General features: G+C 61.5%; 19 protein-coding genes. 13 read left to right on the top strand and 6 right to left on the bottom strand.

Going from position 1 to position 22,089, the window contains the following annotated elements; genetic code table 11:
* The first annotated feature begins 28 nt into the window (after positions 1-28).
* The 7 genes from BMZ32_RS06840 to BMZ32_RS06810 all read left to right on the top strand — a co-directional run bounded on the left by BMZ32_RS06840 (position 29) and on the right by BMZ32_RS06810 (position 7,393).
* On the top strand, positions 29-505 hold the full coding sequence (locus BMZ32_RS06840; protein ID WP_090240766.1) for an Lrp/AsnC family transcriptional regulator: 477 nt from the start codon (positions 29-31) through the stop codon (positions 503-505).
* Positions 506-728: 223 nt separating this feature from the next.
* Positions 729-2,201 carry an NAD-dependent succinate-semialdehyde dehydrogenase gene (locus BMZ32_RS06835; RefSeq protein WP_090240765.1) on the top strand — a complete coding sequence of 491 codons (1,473 nt, stop codon included), beginning with the start codon at positions 729-731 and terminating at the stop codon, positions 2,199-2,201.
* A 72-nt stretch (positions 2,202-2,273) separates the two neighbouring features.
* On the top strand, positions 2,274-3,680 hold the full coding sequence (locus BMZ32_RS06830) for an aspartate aminotransferase family protein (RefSeq protein ID WP_090240764.1): 1,407 nt from the start codon (positions 2,274-2,276) through the stop codon (positions 3,678-3,680).
* Between the two features lie 78 nt (positions 3,681-3,758).
* A complete protein-coding gene (gene eutB / locus BMZ32_RS06825) occupies positions 3,759-4,754 on the top strand; it encodes a hydroxyectoine utilization dehydratase EutB (RefSeq protein ID WP_090240762.1) in 996 nt (331 codons plus the stop codon).
* Complete coding sequence (locus tag BMZ32_RS06820; protein ID WP_090240761.1) at positions 4,741-5,685, top strand: cyclodeaminase; 945 nt, start codon at positions 4,741-4,743, stop codon at positions 5,683-5,685. Before eutB ends, BMZ32_RS06820 begins: the two co-directional genes overlap by 14 nt.
* A 1-nt stretch (position 5,686) precedes the next feature.
* On the top strand, positions 5,687-6,475 hold the full coding sequence (locus tag BMZ32_RS06815) for a maleate cis-trans isomerase family protein (RefSeq protein ID WP_090240760.1): 789 nt from the start codon (positions 5,687-5,689) through the stop codon (positions 6,473-6,475).
* A gap of 48 nt (positions 6,476-6,523) precedes the next feature.
* Positions 6,524-7,393, top strand: coding sequence for a DMT family transporter (locus tag BMZ32_RS06810; protein ID WP_139213940.1), 870 nt, complete (start codon positions 6,524-6,526; stop codon positions 7,391-7,393).
* Between the two features lie 6 nt (positions 7,394-7,399).
* Here the strand turns inward: BMZ32_RS06810 and BMZ32_RS06805 are convergent, their stop codons facing one another.
* The 6 genes from BMZ32_RS06805 to glcC form a co-directional block, all read right to left on the bottom strand.
* Positions 7,400-8,740 carry a hemolysin family protein gene (locus tag BMZ32_RS06805; RefSeq protein WP_090240758.1) on the bottom strand — a complete coding sequence of 447 codons (1,341 nt, stop codon included), beginning with the start codon at positions 8,738-8,740 and terminating at the stop codon, positions 7,400-7,402.
* 69 nt (positions 8,741-8,809) lie between these two features.
* Complete coding sequence (phoR, locus tag BMZ32_RS06800) at positions 8,810-10,117, bottom strand: phosphate regulon sensor histidine kinase PhoR (RefSeq protein WP_090241578.1); 1,308 nt, start codon at positions 10,115-10,117, stop codon at positions 8,810-8,812.
* Between the two features lie 55 nt (positions 10,118-10,172).
* Entirely contained in the window at positions 10,173-10,862 is a 690-nt protein-coding gene (gene phoB / locus BMZ32_RS06795; RefSeq protein WP_090240756.1) for a phosphate regulon transcriptional regulator PhoB, read from the bottom strand.
* Between the two features lie 122 nt (positions 10,863-10,984).
* Positions 10,985-11,881 carry a 4-hydroxybenzoate octaprenyltransferase gene (gene ubiA / locus BMZ32_RS06790; RefSeq protein ID WP_090240755.1) on the bottom strand — a complete coding sequence of 299 codons (897 nt, stop codon included), beginning with the start codon at positions 11,879-11,881 and terminating at the stop codon, positions 10,985-10,987.
* A gap of 106 nt (positions 11,882-11,987) precedes the next feature.
* Positions 11,988-12,542 (bottom strand): chorismate--pyruvate lyase family protein, encoded by a 555-nt coding sequence (locus BMZ32_RS06785; RefSeq protein WP_090241576.1) that lies wholly within the window; start codon positions 12,540-12,542, stop codon positions 11,988-11,990.
* A 133-nt stretch (positions 12,543-12,675) separates the two neighbouring features.
* Positions 12,676-13,449 carry a transcriptional regulator GlcC gene (glcC, locus tag BMZ32_RS06780; RefSeq protein ID WP_090240754.1) on the bottom strand — a complete coding sequence of 258 codons (774 nt, stop codon included), beginning with the start codon at positions 13,447-13,449 and terminating at the stop codon, positions 12,676-12,678.
* Positions 13,450-13,700: 251 nt separating this feature from the next.
* On the opposite strand from glcC, the gene glcD reads away from it, so the two are divergent.
* From glcD to BMZ32_RS06750, 6 genes are all read left to right on the top strand, one after another.
* The gene (glcD, locus tag BMZ32_RS06775) at positions 13,701-15,200 is read left to right on the top strand and encodes a glycolate oxidase subunit GlcD (RefSeq protein ID WP_090240753.1); all 1,500 of its coding nucleotides are present in this window, start codon (positions 13,701-13,703) and stop codon (positions 15,198-15,200) included.
* A complete protein-coding gene (gene glcE, locus BMZ32_RS06770; protein ID WP_090240751.1) occupies positions 15,200-16,264 on the top strand; it encodes a glycolate oxidase subunit GlcE in 1,065 nt (354 codons plus the stop codon). Before glcD ends, glcE begins: the two co-directional genes overlap by 1 nt.
* Before the next feature lie 2 nt (positions 16,265-16,266).
* Entirely contained in the window at positions 16,267-17,484 is a 1,218-nt protein-coding gene (glcF, locus tag BMZ32_RS06765; protein ID WP_090240750.1) for a glycolate oxidase subunit GlcF, read from the top strand.
* A gap of 12 nt (positions 17,485-17,496) precedes the next feature.
* Complete coding sequence (locus BMZ32_RS06760) at positions 17,497-17,898, top strand: heme-binding protein (protein ID WP_090240749.1); 402 nt, start codon at positions 17,497-17,499, stop codon at positions 17,896-17,898.
* A 77-nt stretch (positions 17,899-17,975) separates the two neighbouring features.
* A complete protein-coding gene (locus tag BMZ32_RS06755; protein WP_090240748.1) occupies positions 17,976-20,156 on the top strand; it encodes a malate synthase G in 2,181 nt (726 codons plus the stop codon).
* A gap of 204 nt (positions 20,157-20,360) precedes the next feature.
* Positions 20,361-22,064 carry an L-lactate permease gene (locus tag BMZ32_RS06750; protein ID WP_090240747.1) on the top strand — a complete coding sequence of 568 codons (1,704 nt, stop codon included), beginning with the start codon at positions 20,361-20,363 and terminating at the stop codon, positions 22,062-22,064.
* Positions 22,065-22,089 lie beyond the last annotated feature (25 nt).

Here is a 22,089-nt window from a genome sequence, read left to right as displayed (position 1 = left end):
GCAGGCCAGTCCTGTGCCGGAGCGTTTTATGCGTCTGGACAGTTACGACCTGAAGATTTTGCGCATCCTGCAGAGCAACGGGCGCATTACCAAATCCAGCCTGGCCGAAGCCATCAGCCTGTCGATCAGCCCCTGCTGGGAGCGGGTCAAACGCCTCGAAGAAGCCGGTATTATTCGCGGTTATGGCGCGCAGTTGGATACCGAGATCCTGTTCAAGCGTGCCGCCGTAATGGTCGAAATCAGCCTCAAACAACACAGCCGCGAAGCCTTTCAGCGCTTCGAGAGGGCCATGCTGGACTGCCCCGAAGTCACCGAGTGCTACGCCACCGGCGGCGGTATCGATTACATCGTCAAGGTCATGGCGCGTGACATTGACCAGTATCAGCGCCTGATCGATCGCTGGCTGATGGCCGATCTCGGTATCGAGCGCTACTTCACCTACATCGTCACCAAAACCATCAAACGCAGCGAGCCGCCGTTGCTGCTCGACGGTGAAGAAGAGTAAGCGAGCGCCTCTAAACTCCCCGCGACAGCCCGTCCATTTCTCGCCGCGCCCCAGCACAGAAAAAACCTTCGGCAATCCACCGGCAAAGAAAAAAAACCCAGCTCAACCATGCCCTGAAGAGAAAAAGCCGCAGCCCGACAAGCCCTAAAGTGGAAGCCATACACACGCACCACGCTCTGGCCGCGAACACGTCGCGACCAGAGCAGCAAAGGGGAGGCTGTCCATGCACATGCTTAAAGATCCGCGCCTGGTTCGCCAGTTGGCCTACGTCAACGGTAAATGGGTCGCCGGTAATGACGGCCAAGATGAAGCCGTTATCGATCCGGCGAGTGAAGACACCATCGGCCGTTGCGCGCAGCTCGACGTCCAGCAGATTGAGCAGGCCATCGATGCAGCGCACGCCGCGTTCCCGGCTTGGCGCGCGCTGTCGCTGGATGCCCGCAGCGTGATCCTCAACACGTGGCACGATCTGTTGCTGGAGAACAAGGAAGACCTGGCCCGGTTGATGACCCTGGAGCAGGGCAAGCCTCTGGATGAGTCGCGTGGCGAGATCGACTACGCCGCCTCCTTTATCCGCTGGTTCGCCGAGGAGGCGCGGCGCGCCTACGGCGATACGATTCCCAGTCATATCGCCAATGCCCAGCTGGGTAGCGTGCGCGAGCCGATCGGCGTCGCTGCGCTGATTACGCCGTGGAATTTCCCCTGCGCGATGATCACCCGCAAGGCGGCTGCCGCGTTAGCGGCCGGTTGCACCGTATTAGTCAAACCTGCAGGCGAGACGCCGTTTTCCGCCCTGGCCTTGGCCGAGTTGGCTGAGCGTGCTGGCTTCCCCGCCGGGGTGTTCAACGTCATCACGGGTGAGCCGCAGATGGTCTCCCAAGTGCTCTGCGCCAGTGACAAGGTCAAGGCACTGTCCTTCACCGGCTCAACCCGGGTCGGCCGCTTGCTGCTGCAACAGGCCGCGACCACGGTGAAGAAGTGTTCGATGGAACTGGGCGGTAACGCACCCTTTATCGTGCTGCCGGACATGGATGTGGAGCAGGCTGCCCAGGCGGCGATTGATGCCAAGTTCCAGACCACCGGCCAGGACTGCCTGGCAGCTAACCGGATTTTTGTGCATCGCTCGTTGTATGAGCCCTTCTTGGCGGCTTTCGCCCGGCGCATGGGCGAGCTGACGGTCGGCAACGGCCTGGTTCGCGGGGTCAATCAGGGGCCACTGATCAATGCCAAAGCAGTGGCCAAAGCCCAGGAATTGGTTGATGACGCCGTGGCTCAGGGTGCGCGGTTGCTCGTCGGCGACCAGCAGCAGGCACCGGGGCGCAATTTCTTTATGCCGACTCTGTTGGCTGACGTGACGGCGGACATGCGCGTCTACCGCGAGGAGAACTTTGCCCCGGTGGCCGGCGTGCTGGCCTGGGACGACTTGGAACAGTTGATCACCCAAGCCAACGATACCGAGTACGGCTTGGCCGCCTACGTCTATGGCTACGACATGCGCCAGGTATGGCGCCTGCTGCGCGGTCTGGAGTTCGGCATGGTCAGCGTCAACTCGGTGAAGATGACCGGCCCGCCCGTGCCGTTTGGTGGGGTCAAGCAGTCCGGCCTCGGCCGCGAGGGCTCGCGCCACGGCCTCGATGAATACAGCCAGATCAAATACTACTGTCTGGGCAACCTGCCCAGTGCCAGCGGTAGCTGAACACTCATGAACGCGCGGTCTTCGCCTGAAGTCCGCAGCAACACCATTCGCGAATAACCTGAGGGCATTGCCATGACTATCGACACCCAGAAGATCATCGAGATCGATCGCCAGAACGTTTTTCACGCCTCTACTCACCTCAAGCAACACGCCCACGGCGAGAGCCCGGCGCGGATCATTACCGGTGCCAAGGGTATTCGTATCCAGGATTCGCTGGGCAACGAATTTATCGACGGCTTCGCTGGCTTGTACTGCGTGAACATCGGCTATGGCCGCACCGAGATGGCCGAAGCAATCTATGAGCAGGCCAAGAAACTGGCCTTCTATCACACCTATGTAGGCCACACGACTGAAGGCTTGGCCACGCTGTCCGAGCGCATCGTCAAACTCGCCGGCCAGGGCATGAGCAAGGTCTACTACGGCATGTCCGGCTCGGACGCCAACGAGACCCAGCTCAAGCTGGTCTGGTATTACAACAACATCCTGGGCCGCAAGGAGAAGAAAAAAGTCATCTCGCGTGACCGTGGTTACCACGGCTCGAGCATCGCCTCGGGCTCCATGACTGGCCTGCCGGTGTTCCACGCCCACTTCGACCTGCCGCTAGAACGCATCAAGCACACCGTGGCGCCGGTCTACTATCGCCGCCCTGACGACGCCATGAGCGAATTGGACTTTTCCCGCTACTGCGCGCAGAAGCTGGAGGAAATGATTCTCGCCGAAGGCCCAGACACCGTTGCCGCGATGATCGGCGAGCCGGTGCTCGGCACTGGCGGTATCGTGCCGCCACCGCAGGGTTACTGGGCTGAGATCCGCAAGGTGCTGGATAAGTACGACATTCTCTTGATCGCTGACGAAGTGGTCTGCGGTTTCGGGCGTTTGGGCGTGGATTTCGGCTCGCAGTACTACGAAATGCAGCCGGACCTGATCACCGTGGCCAAAGGTCTGACCTCGGCCTACCAGCCACTTTCCGGGGTCATCGTTGGCGAGCGTGTATGGCAGGTGCTGGAGCAAGGCACCGACACCTATGGTGCTATCGGCCATGGCTACACCTACTCCGGCCACCCGATTGGCATCGCCGCGGCGATCGCCAACCTGGACATCATCGAGCGCGAAAACCTTACCGGCAACGCTCGCGATACCGGCGCTTACCTGCAGCAGCGCATGCAGGAAACCTTCGCTGAGCATCCGCTGGTCGGCGAAGCTCGCGGTATCGGCCTGCTGGCAGCTCTGGAGTTTTCCAGTGACCGTAGCAAGCGCCAGCACTTTGATCCCAGCCTCAAGGTTGGCCCGATGATCTCGGCTGCCTGTATGGAGGAAGGTCTGATCGCCCGCGCCATGCCGCACGGTGACATCCTCGGGTTTGCTCCGCCGCTGGTGGTCACCCGAGGAGAGGTGGATGACATCGTCGCGCGTGCCGAGCGTGCGGTGAATAAGGTCACCGACAAGCTGGTCAGCAGCGGTGCCTGGCAGGCTAAGTAAGACGCTCAAGGCAATGTGGCCGGGGACTCGCAGGAGTCTCCGGCCGTTTTAGGTTTCATCGGTTTCCTGGGGATTAGCATGCAACGTGAACTGACCCTGCAAGACATTTACCGGGCGCGCCAACGCATTGCTGGCCTGGCTCTGCGCACGCCACTGGTGCGCTCCGAATCACTGTCGCGGCGCTGGGGCTGCGAGGCTTGGCTGAAGCTGGATTGTCTGCAGCCGACCGGTGCTTTCAAGCTGCGCGGCGCAGTCAACGCGCTGCTCGGCCTTGATGCCGAGCAGCGCCAGCGTGGCGTGGTGACCATGTCCACCGGCAACTTCGGCCGCGCTCTGGCCTATGCCGGTCAGCACCTGGGTATCCCAGTCAAGGTATGTATTTCGCGCTTGGTGCCGGATAACAAGGTCGAAGCCCTGCGCCAGAGCGGCGCCGACTTGGTCATCCACGGTGACGCCCAGGACGAGGCCGACGTTGAGGCCCGGCGTCTGCGTGATGAACACGGTTTGGCTTACGTCTCGCCTTTCGACGATCCGCTGGTAATCGCCGGCCAAGGCACCTGTGGCCTGGAAATCATGGAAGAGCAGCCGGACACCGACCTGATTTTTGCCGGTTTATCTGGCGGTGGTCTGATCGCCGGTATTGGCTTGGCGGTTAAGACCATCAACCCTCACGCCGAGGTAATCGGTGTGAGCATGAATGAAGGCGCGGCGATGCTCGACAGCCTGGCCGCCGGCCATCCGGTGCAGGTGCCCGAGGTGGCGTCGCTGGCCGATAGCTTGGGCGGCGGTGTTGGCCTGGATAACGCCTGGAGCTTCGCCATGACTCAGCGCTACATGGACCGTGGCTACAAGGTCGATGAGGCGCAAATCGCCCGCGCTATGCTGCATTTCCTGCGCGAAGAAAAGCTCTTGGTCGAAGGCGCAGCTGCTGTCGGTGTCGCCGCCGTCGAGCAGCATCAACTGGACCTGAGCGGGCGCCGCGTGGTGTTCGTGGTCAGCGGCCAAAATCTGTCCACCGCCACCTTTGCCGAAGCCTGCCGTCTGGCCGGAGAGCGTCCTTATGCACATCTATAAGCGTGAGCAGATCGCCGCCAAGGTCAAGCTCGACTCAGCCGCCTTGGAGGCGGTGGAAGCCGGCTTTGCCGCCCTCGGTCGTGATGAAGTGGCGATGCCGCCGATCCTCAGCATGAACATCGCCGAGAGTAACGGCGAGGTCGATGTGAAAACCGCGCATATTCGCGGCTGGCCGCGGTTTGCAGTGAAGATCAGCCCTGGTTTCTTCGACAATCCCGCGCTCGGTCTGCCCAGCCTCAACGGCTTGATGCTGCTGTTCTCGGCCAAGACTGGGGTGGTGGATGCGGTGTTGTTCGACGAGGGTTACCTGACCGATATCCGCACCGCGCTGGCTGGCGCCATTGCCGCCAAACACCTGGCCCGTGAGGACGCCCAGCGCGTCGCGGTGATCGGTGCGGGTGTGCAGGCCGAGTTGCAAGTAGCAGCCCTGCGCCTGGTGCGCGAGATCCGCGAGGTGCATGTACACAGCCGCGATGCCAGCAAGGCTGAGGCTTTTGCCGTGCATATGCGTAACCAGTACGGTTTGATGGTGACGGTACACAACAGCGCGGCGGCGGCCTGTGCCGAGGCCGATATCGTGGTCACCACCACCCCGTCGCGTGAGCCGGTGCTGCGTTGGAGCGATCTGCCCAAGGGCGTGCACGTCACCGCCATGGGCTCGGACAACCCGCACAAGAACGAGTTGGAGCCAACCATCTTGGCCAATGCCGATGTGCTGGTGGTCGATCGACTCAGCCAGTCTCGCGCCCTTGGTGAACTGCACCATGCCCCGGCGCTGCAGCGCGAGGTGTTCGAGCTGGGCAGTCTGATTGCCGAGAGCCGCAAAGCCCGCAGCAGCGCTGAGCAAATTACGGTGTGCGACCTCACCGGAACTGGTGTGCAGGACACTGCCATCGCTAACTATGCCGCGCGTCTACTTGAGGAGGTTTGACATGATCGAGTCCTTTACCGAGTTCCAAGCCCTGCAGCAGACCTTCGAGCATGTACGCACCCACGAGGATGGCCGTGTGCGCATCGGCCTGGTGCAGTTGGCCAGCGATTTCACCCTGGAGAACGAGTGGCGTCAGCTGCTTGGTGAGCGAGTCGAGCTGTACAGCACCCGCACGCCCTGCAGCCCGACGGTCACCCCGGACGGGCTGCGCGGTATGGCCCAAGGCTTGAGCCAGTCCAGCGCGCTGCTGGTGCCGGGCATGGCGCTGGATGTGTTGGCCTTTGGCTGCACCTCCGGGAGCATGCTGATCGGTGAGCAAGAGGTAACGCGACTGATTAACCAGGCGCACCCTGGCGTACCCGTGACCAACCCCTGGAGTGCGGTCAAGACAGCCCTGCGCGGCTTGGATGCGCGCCGTATCGCAGTGCTTACGCCTTACATCGGCGAGGTGAATTACCCGATTTATCAAGGCCTGCAGCAGGCCGGTCACGAGGTAGTGGCTTTCGGTACCTTTGGTGTGTTGGAGGATGCCGAAATCCCGCGAATTCCCGAGGCGGCCATCGAGCAGGCGGCGCGCGAGCTGCTGATTGGCCAGCGGGTCGATGCGCTGTTTCTCTCCTGCACCAACCTACGCACCTTAGGCATGCTCGGCGAGCTGGAGCGTAGCCTCGGCTTGCCAGTGATCTCCAGTAACCAGGCGATGTTCTGGCATGCCCTGCAACTGGCCGGTTGTGTGCATCGGCCGCGGGGTTTCGGTACCTTGCTGACTGACAGCTACGCATTGGCGTGAAGGACGCACAAAGGCATCCGGCCTGCGTGCTGCTATGGAGAGGCTGAGGTGCAGGAACGACAGAAAGGGTTGTTGTTGACCGCGATTGGGGTGTTGGTCTTGTCCCCAGACGCTCTAGTACTGCGCTGGCTGAACGCCGACGCCATGCAGGTTTTGGCCTGGCGCGGTCTGCTGATGGCAATCGGTTTGGGCCTGCTGCTGGTCTGGCGCTACCGCAGTGAGCTGCCCGCTGCTGCAAGGCGTTGCGGCTGGACCGGTATCGGCTGCGCGTTGTGCTATGGCATCAGCACCCTTGGCTTCGTCCAGGCTATCAGCCTGGCCGGGGCGGCTAATACCCTGCTGATTCTCAGCATTGCACCGTTAATTGCCGCCGCTCTGGCCTGGTGTTTCCTTGGCGAGCGCTTGGCTCTGCGCACGCTGCTGGCCATCCTGATCTGCCTCGGTGGGGTGCTGCTGATCGTCGCCGACCGCTCGCCGGGCAATAGCCTGGCTGGCAACGCCTGGGCCTTGGCGTCCGCTACGTTGCTGGCAGGTAACTTCACCCTGGCGCGCAGTCGCCCGCGGGTAGACATGAGCCCATCGCTGGTGCCCGGTGCTCTGCTGGTGTCGCTGCTTGGGTTCGCCTTCGGCGGCACGCCTGCGCTGAGCGCGCCGCAGTGGGCCGGCCTAGCCTTTATGGCCGGGGTGCTGCTGCCACTGGCGTTTATGCTGATTCAGCTCGGGCCGCGCAGGATCAGCGGCACCGAGGTGGGCTTGTTGCTGCTGCTTGAAGTCGTACTCGGGCCATTATGGGTCTGGTGGTTGCTCGACGAAGTTCCCGGCGATCAGGTACTGCTGGGCGGCGCCATCATTTTCCTTGCGCTGCTTGGCCACAGCCTACTGAGCTGGCGGCGTGGCCCATCAAGCGCCAGCGTTTGAGCCGCCTCAGTCCAGCTTGAGCACCTTGGCCAGGAGAATCTTCGGGCCCTTCATCTTTTTCACGATGATGCGCAGGCCGTCCACCTCCAGCACTTCCTCTTCTTCGGGCATGCGCTTGAGGGTTTCATAGATCAGTCCGGCCAGGGTTTCCGCTTCGACATGGTCGAGGTCGACCCCGAGCAGGCGCTCGACTTTGGCCAGCGGCGTGTCACCGCGTACCAGCAGCTTGCCTGGCTGATAGGCGAGGATGCCGCGTTCGGCCTTGCGGTGTTCGTCCTGAATATCGCCGACCAGGGCTTCCAGTACATCTTCCATGGTCAGGTAGCCGATCACCTTGCTGTCTGCCTCTTCGACCAGGGCAAAGTGCGAGCCGCCCTGGCGGAATTGCTCCAGCAGATTCGAGAGCGGCATATGCCGTCCGACGCGTTCGATGGGGTGCATGAGGTCGGCCAGTTTCAACGCCGAGGGCAGCATTTCCAGTAAAGACAGGTGCAGCAGTAGGTCCTTGATGTGCAGCACGCCGACAAACTCGCCGCTGCTCTCGTCGCAGATTGGGTAGCGGCTGTACTTGTGCCGGCGGAACACGCTGAACACCTCGTCCAGGGCCGCATTGAGCGGCAGGGACACCAGATCCTCGCGGGAGTTGGCCCAGTCCACCACTTCCAGTTCGCCCAGCTCGACGGCCGAGGCCAGCACGCGCATGTCCTGGTCATTGGGGTCGCTGGCGCGTCTGGAGTGGAGGATCAGCTTTAGCTCGTCGCGGCTGTAGTGGTGATCATGGTGCGGCCCTGGTTCGCCTTGGCCGGCCACGCGCAAGATGGCGTTGGCGCTGGCGTTAAGCAGAAAGATGGCCGGGTACATGGCCCAATAGAACAGGTATAAGGGCGCAGCGGTCCACAGCGACAGCAGCTCGGGTTTGCGGATAGCCCAGGATTTCGGGGCGAGCTCACCGATCACGATGTGCAGGTAGGAAATGATAAAGAACGCGCTGAAGAAGGCGATGCCATGCACCAGCTTCGGTGACTCGATGCCGATCGCCGTTAGCAGCGGTTCGAGCAGGTGAGCAAAGGCTGGCTCGCCGACCCAGCCGAGGCCGAGTGAGGCCAGGGTAATACCCAGCTGGCAGGCGGAGAGGTAAGCGTCGAGCTGGTTGTGCACCGTGCGCAGGATATGCCCGCGCCAGCCGTTCTTGGCGGCCAGGGCTTCGACCTTGGTCGAGCGTAGCTTGACGATGGCGAACTCGGCGGCGACGAAAAAACCGTTGAGTAAGACCAGAAACAGAGCAAATAAAACCAGGCCGAAATCGGCGAAGTAGGTGACGGCGGTGTAACTCGGGGAGGGGTCCATACAGGGTTCGGGTAGTGGATGAGCGCTAAAGGGTGGGGGCTGGCCGCCGGCTTTGCAAGTAGGGCGCGGTTACTGTCCGCGGCGCACCATCTGCAGGGGCGGGAAGTGGCAGGTAAAGGTGCTGCCCTTGCCCAGATGGCTGATGATATCCAGGTGCGCGCGGTGGCGCAGCAGCACATGCTTGACGATGGCCAGGCCCAGGCCTGTGCCGCCGGTGTTACTGGCGCGGCTGGAGTCAACGCGATAAAAGCGCTCGGTCAGGCGTGGTAGGTGTTTAGCTTCTATGCCCAGGCCGGTGTCCTGCACGCTGAGGTGCGCGCCCTGTTCATCACTCCACCAGCGCACATGGATCTCACCTTCATCCGGGGTGTATTTCACCGCGTTGAACACCAGGTTAGAAAAGGCGCTGCGCAGCTCGGTTTCGCTGCCTTTGAGTTTGAGGTGCGGGTCAACCTCCAGGCTGATGCGGTGGTGGCGCTCGCCGGACAGCGCCAGGGCATCGTTTTTGATGCTCAGCAGCAGCAGGTCAACCGCTACCGGCTGGTTGTCCGAGGGGTAATCGGTGGCTTCCAGCTTGGCCAGCAACAGCAGATCGTTGAGCAGGTTCTGCATGCGCCCGCCTTGCTGCTGCATTTGTTGCAGTGCACGCAGCCAGCGCGGATTAACGTTTTCGACGTTATCCAGCAGGGTTTCCAGGTAGCCGCTGATTACTGTGAGCGGGGTGCGCAGTTCGTGGGAGACGTTAGCCACGAAATCTTTGCGCATCTGCTCCAGCTGATGCAGCCGGGTGATATCACGCACCAGCATCAAGTGCTCGCGGTTACCGTAGCGGGTGATGTGAAACTGCAGCCGTAGGTGGTTATTGACCGGTGAAGGCAGCTCCAGCGGCTCGTTGTAATTGTGGTTGTCGAAATAGTCGATAAAGCGCGGGTCGCGCAGCAGATTGGTGATTTGCTGGCCGCTGTCTTGCGGGGTTTTCAGGCCCAGGAGTTTCTCCGCAGCGATATTCCACCATTCCAGGTTGCCGTCGCGGTCGAGCATGATCACTGCATCTTTTAGCGCGGCCGTCGATTCCTGCACGCGGTCGATCACCGCCTGTAAGCGTCCGCGGACTTTCTGGTCGCGGCGCTGCAGATGATAGATGCTGTCGAGGACTTCGCCCCACAGGCCGTAGCCCTCCGGCGGTGCTTCATCGCCCTCGCGGGTGCGCAGCCATTTGTGCAGGCGCAGCAGTTGTTGCAGGTGCCAGCCGAGGTAGCCGGCCAGGCCGAGCACCAGAACCCAGGCGTATTCGCCGGTGATCAAGCCGAGCAGCAGGCAAGCACCGCTCAATAACAACAAGTGACGTATCAGGGAGCCGCGCCAGTCTTGATTCAATTCAAACTCATCCGCCAATCAATCCATGGTTGCCAGGTGCGAATAGCAGCGCTGCCTAGCTCTTGGTAGAAAAACGGTAACCCGTGCCGCGCACAGTTTGCACCAGATTCTCGTAAACCTCGCCTAGGGCTTTACGCAGGCGCCGAATGTGCACGTCGACCGTGCGCTCTTCAACATAGACATTGCCGCCCCAGACTTGATCGAGCAGCTGGCCGCGAGTGTAGGCGCGCTCTTGGTGAGTCATAAAGAATTGCAGCAAGCGGTATTCGGTGGGGCCCATTTCGGCAGGTTTACCGTCGATGGTCACACGGTGGCTGACCGGGTCCAGCAGCAGGCCGCCGACTTCGATTGGCCCTTCGCTGTCGACAGGACCGGCGCGGCGCAGCACGGCTTTCAGGCGTGCGACCAGCTCGCGTGGGGAAAACGGCTTGGTGATGTAATCATCGGCGCCGACTTCCAGGCCCTGGATTTTGTTGTCCTCTTCGCCTTTGGCAGTGAGCATGATGATCGGAATATCGCTGGTCAGCTCATCGCGCTTGAGCCGTCGCGCCAGCTCGATGCCGCTGGTGCCGGGCAACATCCAGTCGAGCAGAATCAGGTCGGGTTTGCGATCAACGATTATTGCATGTGCCTGCTGGGTGTTCTCCGCTTCCAGGCACTCGTAGCCGGCCATCTCCAAGGCCACGGCGATCATTTCACGGATCGGTGCTTCGTCATCGACGATCAGGATGTTCTTGCCAACCATGGATCAAACCTCAAGTCATCTCGCTGTAATGCACTGCATTAGATAACGGAATTATTGCAGCCATATGACAGTCGCGCGGCACCGCCTTGTAACGCGCGCCCTGCAGCGCGGTGTGCGCCATCCTAGCCGCGCAAGGCGTAGTCGAGCACCAGGCCAAGAAAGATCGCCAGTCCGGCCCAGTGGTTGTGTAAAAAAGCATTGAAGCAGGCCATCGGCTTGCGGTTGCGGGTGGTGTGGAATTGCCAGGCAAAGCAGCTGGCTGCTACGACTAGACCGAGATGGAAGTACAGCCCCAGCTCAAAGCGCGCCGCCGCCAGCAGTAGGCAGAGCAGCGCCAGGCCCTGCAGGGTGACGATGATCAAACGGTCGGCATCGCCAAACAAAATGGCGGTGGACTTCACCCCGATCTTCAGGTCGTCTTCGCGGTCGGCCATGGCGTAGTAGGTGTCATAGGCCACCGTCCACAGCAGGTTGGCGATGTACAACAGCCAGGCCTCGGGCGGCGGCATCTCTCCAGTCACCGCGCTGAAGGCCATCGGCATGCCCCAGGAAAACGCCGCCCCCAACACCACCTGCGGGTAGAAGGTGTAGCGCTTCATAAAGGGGTAGCAGGCGGCCAGCGCCAGGCCGCCAAACGACAGCCAGATGGTCGTGGCATTGGTAAACAGCACCAGCACGAAGCTGGCGGCTACCAGGACGGCGAAGAGGATCAGCGCCTCGCGCGGCGTGACCTTGCCACTGGCCAGGGGCCGCGCTTGGGTACGGCTGACATGACCGTCAAAGTGGCGGTCGGCGTAGTCGTTGATCACGCAGCCGGCAGCGCGCATGAGGAATACGCCGACGATGAAAATAAACAGGTTCTTCGCGCTCGGCGCGCCTTCAGCCGCTACCCAGAGCGCCCACAGCGTTGGCCATAACAGCAGGTAAATGCCGATAGGTTTGTCCAGGCGCATCAGTTGAATAAAGTCCCAGGCGCGCGGGTGCAGGCGGTTGAGTGAGTGCAGCAGGCGGGTATACATCGAGCGCGTCTCCATGCGAGTTGTGGCGGATTATACGGAGTCGGCGCGCGGGGTGGGGCCAGGGTTGAACTGTAGGATGGGTCCAGCCTAGGCGGTCCCACCCATCCTACAGTTCGATGGCCGCCGCAGCCCAGAAGGCCGGCAGGAATACTTCGGCCACCAATACGTTCAGCGCGCCGCGGCTGAAGCACGAGCGGCGCGCCCACAAATCGTCGCCACGAATGGCTTCCGGCATCCAGGTGGCCGGGTAGCGGCAGGCATGCAAAGGCCCGCGGGCGAAGGCGCGATCACTGAACAGCAATTCGCCGAGGGAGCGGCTGCCAAGTTGATCGAGGCCCATGCCGGAATCTTCCAGCGCACTGCGCGCCGCTACGCTGCGGGCAAATACCCACGGCCGTTGATCCCCGCGCAGTAACACCTCACGCACCCAGCCCTGGCTGCCTTCGGCAACATTCAGGGCGACGCATTCATCACTGCGCAGGCTCTGCCAGCCTTCGCTCAGGGGCACAACGCTAAAGCGATTAGCCGACAGCTCGATCAGGCGCTGGGTGAGCGAGTCTTGATTGACGAACAACCAACCGTAAACGTCCGCCGCCGGGGTCGGTTGCAATTGGCTGGCGGTTAACCAGCGCGGCGGGTAAGCAAGAGGGGCATCGGACACGGTCGGGAAGTCACCACAAATGAAAGCACGCGAGTGTAACAAATGCCGATGAGCATCCAGCTGTTTGTCGGGCTTAACCCTAATCGTGGCGCGCGCCTTAGCACCGGATGACCGAGCTGTGCCGCGTCGCTGTCTACGCCCAGCCCTCAAGGCGCATGGTCGCGCGCACCAGGCGTTGCTCTTCCTCTTCGATTTCCTTGAGGTTGTCGCGGATGCCGTGGATGTGCTCGCGCGCGGCGCGCTGGGCTTGTTCCGGTAGGCGCTCGATCACTGCGTGATACAGCCGCGCGTGCTGGCGGTCGATCTGGCGTTTCTGCATGGGCCGGTGGTAAAGGTTGTTGACCGAGGCGAACACCGTGCTGAGCATCAAATCGGTCAGCGACTGCAGGGTGTGCAGCAATACCGGGTTATGCGACGCCTCGCAAACCGCCAAGTGAAACGCATGGTCGAGGCGGGCATGCTCACGCGGATCGACAGGTATTGCCTGGCTGTGGGCGGCGAGCATTTCTTCATAGCGGCGCGTAAGCAGGACGAAATCCGCGTCGGTGCCGCGCAAGGCGGCCAGGCGCGCCGACTCAGCTTCGAGCAGGGCGCGCACCTCAAGTAGGTCGAAGAGGGTGCGTGGCTGCGAGTTGAACAGGTGCATCAACGGGCTGGCGTCGCGCGGCCCGTTCAGCTTGGCCACCCGCGAGTCGCGGCCTTGTGCGGTCTCGATGATGCCGCGACCGCGCAGTACTTTCAGGCCCTCGCGCAGGGCGGAGCGGGATATCCCCAGCTTCTCGCACAGCCGCCGTTCCGAAGGCAGCGCCTGGCCGACCTTAAGCACGCCGTCGACGATCAAGCGCTCGATGCGCTCAGCGACTACGTCACTGACCTGGCGGCGTGTTTCAGGGGTTTCGGTGGGCATATTCATACTCCGAACAACTGGTAGGACCAGTTTTAACTGGCTGATCGCGAGGTTATCAATATAAGGCGTTAATCCAGTAACTGTAAGGTCTGGTGCGACATTACGCCGCTGACCGGAGTGAAAGAACTGGTCATACCAGTATCCAAGACGATAGACGTTGGGCGCACAAGTCTCTACACATAGGCTACAACAAGCAGGCCGCTGCGCTATTGGCACTGCACAAAAGAACACGTCACGCGAGAGAGCCTGCCATGAGTATTCTTTACGACGAGCGCGTTGATGGGGTACTGCCCAAGGTCGATAAGTCAGCCCTGCTGGCTGAACTGCGCGAGCAGCTGCCGGATATGGATGTGCTGCACACCCAGGAAGACCTAAAACCTTACGAGTGCGATGGGCTTTCGGCCTATACCACCACACCGATGCTGGTGGTCTTGCCTGAGCGCATTGAGCAAGTCGAGCGCCTGCTCAAACTCTGCTATCAGCGTAATGTACCTGTGGTCGCACGCGGCGCTGGTACGGGCCTGTCGGGCGGCGCGTTACCGCTTGAGCAAGGCATTTTGTTGGTGATGGCGCGCTTCAAACACATTATCGAAGTCAATCCCGAAGGTCGCTATGCGCGGGTGCAGCCCGGTGTGCGCAACCTGGCCATCTCCCAAGCCGCCGCCCCCTATGATCTGTATTACGCGCCGGATCCGTCTTCGCAAATCGCCTGCTCGATCGGTGGCAACGTCGCCGAGAACGCCGGGGGTGTGCACTGCCTCAAATACGGTCTGACCGTGCACAACCTGCTCAAGGTGGAGATTCTCACCGTTGAAGGCGAACGCATGACCCTCGGCAGCGATGCCCTGGATTCACCGGGTTTCGACCTGTTGGCATTGTTCACCGGCTCCGAAGGCATGCTCGGCATCATCACCGAAGTCACGGTCAAGCTGCTGCCCAAGCCGCAGGTGGCGAAAGTGCTGCTGGCCAGCTTTGACTCGGTGGAGAAGGCCGGTCGCGCGGTGGGTGAAATCATCGCAGCTGGGATCATCCCCGGCGGCCTGGAGATGATGGACAACCTGGCGATTCGCGCTGCTGAAGATTTTATCCACGCCGGCTACCCGGTGGATGCTGAAGCTATCCTGCTCTGTGAGTTGGACGGTGTGGAAGCCGATGTGCATGACGAGTGTGACCGAGTTAAGGTCGTACTGATCCAGGCCGGCGCCACTGAGGTGCGTTTAGCGCGTGATGAAGCTGAGCGGGTCAAGTTCTGGGCTGGGCGCAAGAACGCCTTCCCGGCGGTGGGACGTCTTTCGCCAGACTATTACTGCATGGACGGCACCATCCCGCGCCGCGAGCTGCCTGGCGTGCTCAAGGGCATCAGCGACCTCTCTGAGGAGTTTGGTCTGCGCGTGGCCAATGTGTTCCATGCCGGTGACGGCAACATGCACCCGTTGATTTTGTTTGATGCCAACCAGCCCGGCGAGCTTGACCGCGCCGAGACCCTGGGCGGCAAGATTCTCGAACTCTGCGTCAAGGTCGGTGGCAGCATCACCGGCGAGCACGGCGTGGGCCGCGAGAAGATTAACCAGATGTGTTCCCAGTTCAACAGCGACGAGCTGATCCTGTTCCACGCGGTCAAAGCAGCCTTCGATCCGAGCGGCCTGCTTAACCCCGGTAAGAACATTCCGACCCTGCACCGTTGTGCCGAATTCGGCTCCATGCATGTGCACCACGGCAAGCTGCCTTTCCCTGAACTGGAGCGTTTCTAATGGTTGTTCGCCATGACGCAGATGCCAGTGCGGCCCTGCTGGAACAAGTTAATCACGCCCTCAACAGCTCGGCTGCATTGCGTATTCAAGGCGGCAACAGCAAAGCGTTCCTCGGCCGTAAGGTTGAGGGCGATGTGCTCGATACCCGTGCCCACCGTGGCATCGTCAGTTACGACCCAACCGAGTTGGTGATCACCGCCCGCGCCGGCACCCCGCTGGCTGAGTTGGCAGCAGTACTCGATGAGGCTGGGCAGATGCTCACCTGCGAGCCTGCGCAATTCGACGGCGCGGCGACCCTGGGCGGCATGGTGGCTAGCGGTCTCTCAGGCCCGCGCCGACCCTGGTCTGGTGCCGTACGTGACTTGGTGCTGGGTACACGCTTGATCACCGGCATGGGTAAACACCTGCGCTTTGGTGGCGAGGTAATGAAGAACGTCGCTGGCTACGACCTCTCGCGCCTGCTGGCCGGAAGCTTTGGTTGCCTTGGGGTGATTACCGAGGTATCGCTCAAGGTACTGCCCAAGCCGCGCCAGTGCCTTAGCCTGCGCCTTGAAATGGACGCCGCCTTGGCTCTGCAAAAGCTCGCCGAGTGGGGCCAACAGCCGATTCCGCTGAGCGCCGCCAGTCATGATGGTAAAGCCTTGCACCTGCGCCTGGAGGGCGGTGAAGGTTCGGTAGCGGCGGCCCGCGAACGCCTCGGTGGCGAGCTGCTCGAAAGTGCTTATTGGGCTGGCCTGCGTGAGCAGCGCTTGAGCTTCTTTGCCGATCCACGGCCATTGTGGCGTTTGTCAGTGCCGAGCCATACCGGTGTGCTGGCCTTGCCCGGTGAGCAGCTGATCGATTGGGGCGGCGCGCAACGCTGGTTGAAGTCTGATGCCGATGCCGTGTTGATTCGTCAGGCCGTCGCCGCAGTCGATGGTCACGCCACCTGCTTCACGGCCGGTCATTGCGACAACCCATTCCATCCGCTGGCTGCACCGCTGCTGCGCTATCACCGCCAGCTGAAAACCCAGCTCGACCCCCAGGGTATTTTCAACCCTGGCCGCATGTATGCCGAGGTATAGCTGTGCAGACTAATTTGAGTGAACAGGCCAAGCGTCTGCCGCGTGCCGAAGAAGCCGAGCGCATCCTGCGCAGCTGTGTGCATTGCGGTTTCTGTAACGCCACCTGCCCGACTTATCAGCTGCTCGGCGACGAGCTGGACGGTCCCCGCGGGCGCATCTACCTGATCAAGCAGGTGCTGGAAGGCAACGAAGTCACCGCCAAGACTCAGCTGCACTTAGACCGCTGCCTCACCTGTCGTAATTGTGAAACCACCTGCCCGTCGGGTGTGGAGTACCACAACCTGCTGGATATCGGCCGCGCCGTGGTCGATGCCGCCGTGCCCCGTCCGCTGGCGCAACGGGTATTGCGTGAAAGCCTGCGTGCGGTAGTGCCACATGCGGGGCTGTTCAAAAGCCTGACTCAGGTCGGCCAAATATTCCGCCCGCTGCTACCGGCCAGCCTCAAGGCCAAGCTTCCGCGCGCGGTAACTGCTGCCAAAGCACGTCCTGAACCACGCCATGCCCGCCGGGTGCTGATGCTGGAAGGCTGCGTACAGCCTGGCCTGGCACCCAACACCAATGCCGCCACGGCGCGGGTACTTGACCGCTTAAACATCAGCGTCACGCCGATCTATGAAGCCGGCTGCTGCGGCGCGGTGGACTACCACCTCAACGCCCAAGAGCGAGGCTTGCAGCGCGCCCGGCAGAACATCGATGCCTGGTGGCCCGCCATTGAGCAGGGCGCCGAGGCCATCGTACAGACCGCTAGCGGTTGCGGTGCCTTCGTCAAGGATTACGGCCACTTGCTGGCGCAGGATTCAGCCTATGCCGAGAAGGCTAAGCGGGTCAGTACGTTGGCCAAAGACTTGGTTGAAGTGCTGAGCGCCGAACCGCTGGAGCAGTTGGGTGTGCACGCCGACAAGCGTTTGGCCTTCCATTGCCCTTGCACCTTGCAGCATGCGCAAAAACTCGGCGGCGCGGTCGAGGGCGTGCTCAGCCGCCTTGGCTTCGGCTTGACCGCCGTGCCCGACAGCCACCTGTGCTGCGGCTCGGCGGGGACCTATTCGCTGACCCAGCCGGAGCTGTCCAAGCAGCTGCGCGACAACAAAATGAATGCCCTGGAAAGCGGCAAGCCGGAGGTGATTGTCACCGCCAACATCGGCTGCCAAACCCACCTCGACGGCGCCGGTCGCACCCCTGTGCGGCACTGGATCGAACTCGTCGAAGAAGCCCTGAATTAACCGGAGAACACCATGCTTAGCAAAGCCGTATTGAGCCAGATCGAAGTCAGCCGGATGCTTGCTGCTGCGCGCAGTGAAGCCGAAAAAAATCAGTGGGCGGTGACCATCAGTGTGGTCGACGACGGCGGTCATCTGTTGGCCCTGGAACGCCTCGACGGTTGCGCGCCGATCGGCGCCTATATTGCTAGCGAGAAAGCTCGCAGCGCTGCCATCGGCCGCCGCGAAACCAAGGGCTTTGAGGACATGGTCAATGGTGGACGTACGGCATTCCTGTCTGCGCCACTGGTGACCTCGCTGGAAGGCGGTGTACCGGTGATCGTTGACGGTCAGGTGATCGGTGCACTGGGTGTTTCCGGGGTCAAAGCTGACCAAGACGCACAGGTGGCTAAAGCCGGCGTCGCTGCCCTGAACTGATTCGCATAGTGAGGCGGTTCCACAGTGATCCGCCTGGCGCTTAGCGCCGCACCTGTACTGATTTTGGAGAGTGGAAAATGACCGATCGCGTGAACTGCCAGCGCCTGCAAGTGGCCGCCAACCTGCAACGTTTTATCGACGAGGAAGTGCTGCCGGGCAGCGGTATTGAGCGCGACGCCTTCTGGGCCGGCTTCGATGCCCTGGTGCACGACCTAGCGCCGCTAAACCGTGCGCTGCTGGCCGAACGTGATGCCCTGCAAGTCCAGCTGGATACTTGGCACCGCGAGCATCCCGGCCCGATTAGCGACATGCCGGCGTATCGCGCTTTCCTCGAATCCATCGGCTACCTGTTGCCGCAACCTGACAGCGTGCAGGCCAGTACCGCCAACGTCGACAGCGAGATCGCCACTCAGGCTGGCCCGCAGCTAGTGGTGCCGGTGATGAATGCGCGCTACGCGCTGAACGCGGCCAACGCCCGCTGGGGTTCGCTCTACGATGCCCTGTATGGCACCGACGCTATCTCTGAAGACGACGGCGCGCAGAAGGGCCCAGGCTATAACCAGGTGCGTGGCGACAAGGTAATTGCCTTTGCCCGTGCCTTCCTCGATCAGTCCGCGCCGCTGGCCAGTGGCTCCCACGTCGATTCGACGGGCTATCAGGTGATTGATGGCCAGCTGCAAGTCAGCCTGAAAGATGGCAGCCACAGTGGCCTGGCTCAGGCCGACAAATTTGTCGGTTTTCAGGGTGAGGCCAGCGCGCCGACGGCGGTGCTGCTGAAGAACAACGGCCTGCACGTGGAAATCCAGATTGATGCCAGCAGCCAGATTGGCGCTACCGACGCGGCGGGCGTCAAGGACCTGCTGCTCGAGTCGGCGCTGTCGACCATTCTCGACTGTGAAGACTCCGTGGCAGCAGTCGACGCCGACGACAAGGTGGTGATCTACCGCAACTGGCTCGGCCTGATGAAAGGTGATCTCAGCGAAGAACTGGAGAAGGGTGGCAAGCGCATTGTCCGTCGCCTCAATCTCGACCGCGAGTACACCGCGGCTGCTGGTGGTGAGCTGAAGCTGCATGGTCGTTCGCTGCTGTTTGTGCGCAACGTCGGCCACCTGATGAGCAACCCGGCGATCCTCGACGGTGAAGGTCGTGAGATCCCTGAGGGTATTCTCGATGGTGTGATGACCAGCTTGTGTGCGCTGCACGACTTGCAGCGTCGTGGTAACTCGCGCACCGGTAGCGTGTATATCGTTAAACCGAAGATGCACGGCCCGGCCGAAGTGGCTTTTGCCGATCAGCTGTTCGGTCGGATTGAAGACCTGCTGCAGCTGCCACGTCACACCCTGAAAATGGGCATCATGGACGAGGAGCGTCGCACCAGTATCAACCTCAAGGCCTGCATCGCGGCCGCCGGCGCACGTGTAGCCTTTATTAACACCGGCTTCCTCGACCGCACCGGTGACGAGATGCACACCGCCATGCAAGCCGGCGCCATGCTGCGCAAAGGTGACATGAAGAGCAGCGCTTGGATCCAGGCGTATGAGCGCAACAACGTGCTGGTGGGCCTGAGCTGCGGCTTGCGTGGCCGCGCACAAATCGGCAAGGGCATGTGGGCCATGCCGGATCTGATGGCCGCCATGCTTGAGCAGAAAATTGGCCACCCTAAAGCCGGTGCCAACACCGCCTGGGTACCGTCGCCAACCGCCGCCACCTTGCACGCCATGCACTACCACCAGGTGGATGTGCAGGCGGTTCAGCGTGAGCTGGAAGCCATCGACTTCAATAGCCAGCGCGATGAGCTGCTCAACGGGCTGCTCAGCGTGCCGGTGGCGGCCGAGCGCAACTGGAGCGCCAGCCAGATTCAGGAAGAGTTGGACAACAACTGCCAGGGCATCCTCGGTTACGTGGTGCGCTGGGTTGAGCAGGGCGTCGGTTGCTCCAAAGTCCCGGATATCCACAACGTCGGCCTGATGGAAGACCGTGCAACCTTGCGTATTTCCAGTCAGCACATCGCTAATTGGCTGCACCACGCTGTGATCAATGAGGCCCAGGTGCGCGAAAGCTTGGAGCGCATGGCCAAAGTGGTGGATCAGCAGAACGCCGGTGATAGCGCCTACCGGCCGATGGCGGCGGACTATGCTCAGTCAGCAGCCTTCCAGGCGGCCAGTGATTTAGTGTTTAAAGGCCTTGAGCAACCCAGTGGCTATACCGAGCCACTGCTGCATGCTTGGCGTCTACGATTCAAACAGCAAGAGGGCTAAGTAGACTCGGCTGATAACGCGCCCCGTCAGACTCGTGCTGCCGGGGCGATTGAGCATTGATGTCGGCGGGATAACCCCCGTTCCGGCATCCAAGGATCTGCTGAGGGCTGGCTAAGGGGTTAATGGCAGCCTGGCAGGTTCGTATGCGTGGCACCGGGTATCCCCGGAACACTGTGGTTCACAATAACAAATAGGAACCAACTCATGAGTCAAACACTGCTGTCGATACTGGCCTTTGTGCCGCTGGTACTGGCGGGTGTGCTGCTGATCGGCTTTCGCTGGCCAGCCAAGTACGCCATGCCGGTGGTCTTTCTGCTCACCGCGATCATTGGCCTAACGGCCTGGGATATGTCCTTCAATCGGGTCCTGGCGTCCAGCCTGCAAGGCCTGGTTCTCACCGCCGCGATCCTCTGGATCATCTTCGGTGCGATCCTGTTGCTCAACACCCTCAAGCATTCGGGTGGCATCGCTGCCATTCGCCGTGGCTTCGCCACGATCACCCCGGACCGTCGGGTTCAGGCGCTGATCGTTGCCTGGCTGTTTGGTTGCTTTATCGAGGGCGCATCGGGCTTCGGTACGCCGGCTGCTGTGGCGGCACCGCTGTTGGTGGCGCTGGGTTTCCCGGCGCTGGCGGCAGTGGTATTGGGTATGATGGTGCAATCCACGCCGGTATCGTTCGGCGCTGTGGGTACACCGATTTTGGTGGGTGTGGCCGGTGGTCTTGACCAGGCGGGCATGTCCGCGCAGCTGGCCACGCTTGGCAGTAGCTGGGAGGTGTTCTTCCACCTGATCTTCTCGCGTGTGGCGATCACCCACGGCCTGATAGGCATCTTTATGCCACTGATCATGCTGTCGATCATGACACGCTTCTTCGGCAAGAATCAGTCGTGGAAAGAAGGCCTGGAAATGGCCCCGTTCGCCATCTTCACTGGCTTGGCTTTCGTCATCCCTTATATCGCCGCCGGTGTCTTCCTCGGTCCGGAGTTCCCATCGATGATCGGTGCGATGGTCGGCCTGGCGATTGTGATCCCAGCGGCCAAGGCGGGCTTCCTGCTGCCTAAGACCACTTGGGACTTTGCGCCGGCCAGCGAGTGGCCAGCCGAGTGGATGGGCAAGATCGAGATGAAGCTCGAAGACATCGCCGGTAAAACGCCGATCTCCGTGCGCATGGCCTGGGCACCTTACGTGCTGCTAGCGATCTTCTTGGTGGCATCACGCGTCTTCCCTGAGCTGAAGGCGGCCTTGCTGTCGGTCAGCATCGGCTGGATCGACATCCTCGGTGAAACCGGTATCTCCGGCAAACTTGAGCCGCTGTACCTGCCGGGCGGCATCCTGTGCATGGTGGTGCTGGTCACCGCACTGCTGCACCGCATGCGTTTGTCCGAGCTGGGTGCTGCGATCAATGAGTCGAGCCGTACCTTGCTGGGCGCGGGCTTCGTGCTGATCTTCACCATTCCGATGGTGCGGATTCTGATCAACTCCGGCGTTAATGGTGCTGATCTGGTGTCGATGCCGGTGGCCATGGCGCAACTGGTGGCCGATAGCGTGGGCGGGGTTTATCCGTTCTTCGCGCCGGCTGTGGGTGCCTTGGGTGCCTTTATCGCCGGTTCCAACACTGTGTCCAACCTGATGCTGTCGCAGTTCCAGTTCAACGCGGCAGGTCTGCTCGGGGTTTCGGGGGCGATGATGGTGGCGGCGCAGTCGGTAGGTGCGGCGGCGGGTAACATGATTGCCATTCACAACGTGGTAGCGGCTTCGGCCACTGTCGGTCTGCTTGGTCGCGAAGGGATCACCCTGCGCAAAACCATTCTGCCGACCCTCTACTACCTCGTAGCTGCCGGCAGCATCACTATGATTGCGATGTACGGCATGGGTATTTCTGATCCGTTGATGCAAGCGGCAGGTTAATCGCCCATGTTCTGCCCGTCATGTG

It is taken from the genome of Pseudomonas guineae (genome assembly GCF_900113745.1).
GTDB lineage: Bacteria > Pseudomonadota > Gammaproteobacteria > Pseudomonadales > Pseudomonadaceae > Aquipseudomonas > Aquipseudomonas guineae.
This window is presented reverse-complemented; position numbering and strand designations above follow the sequence as displayed.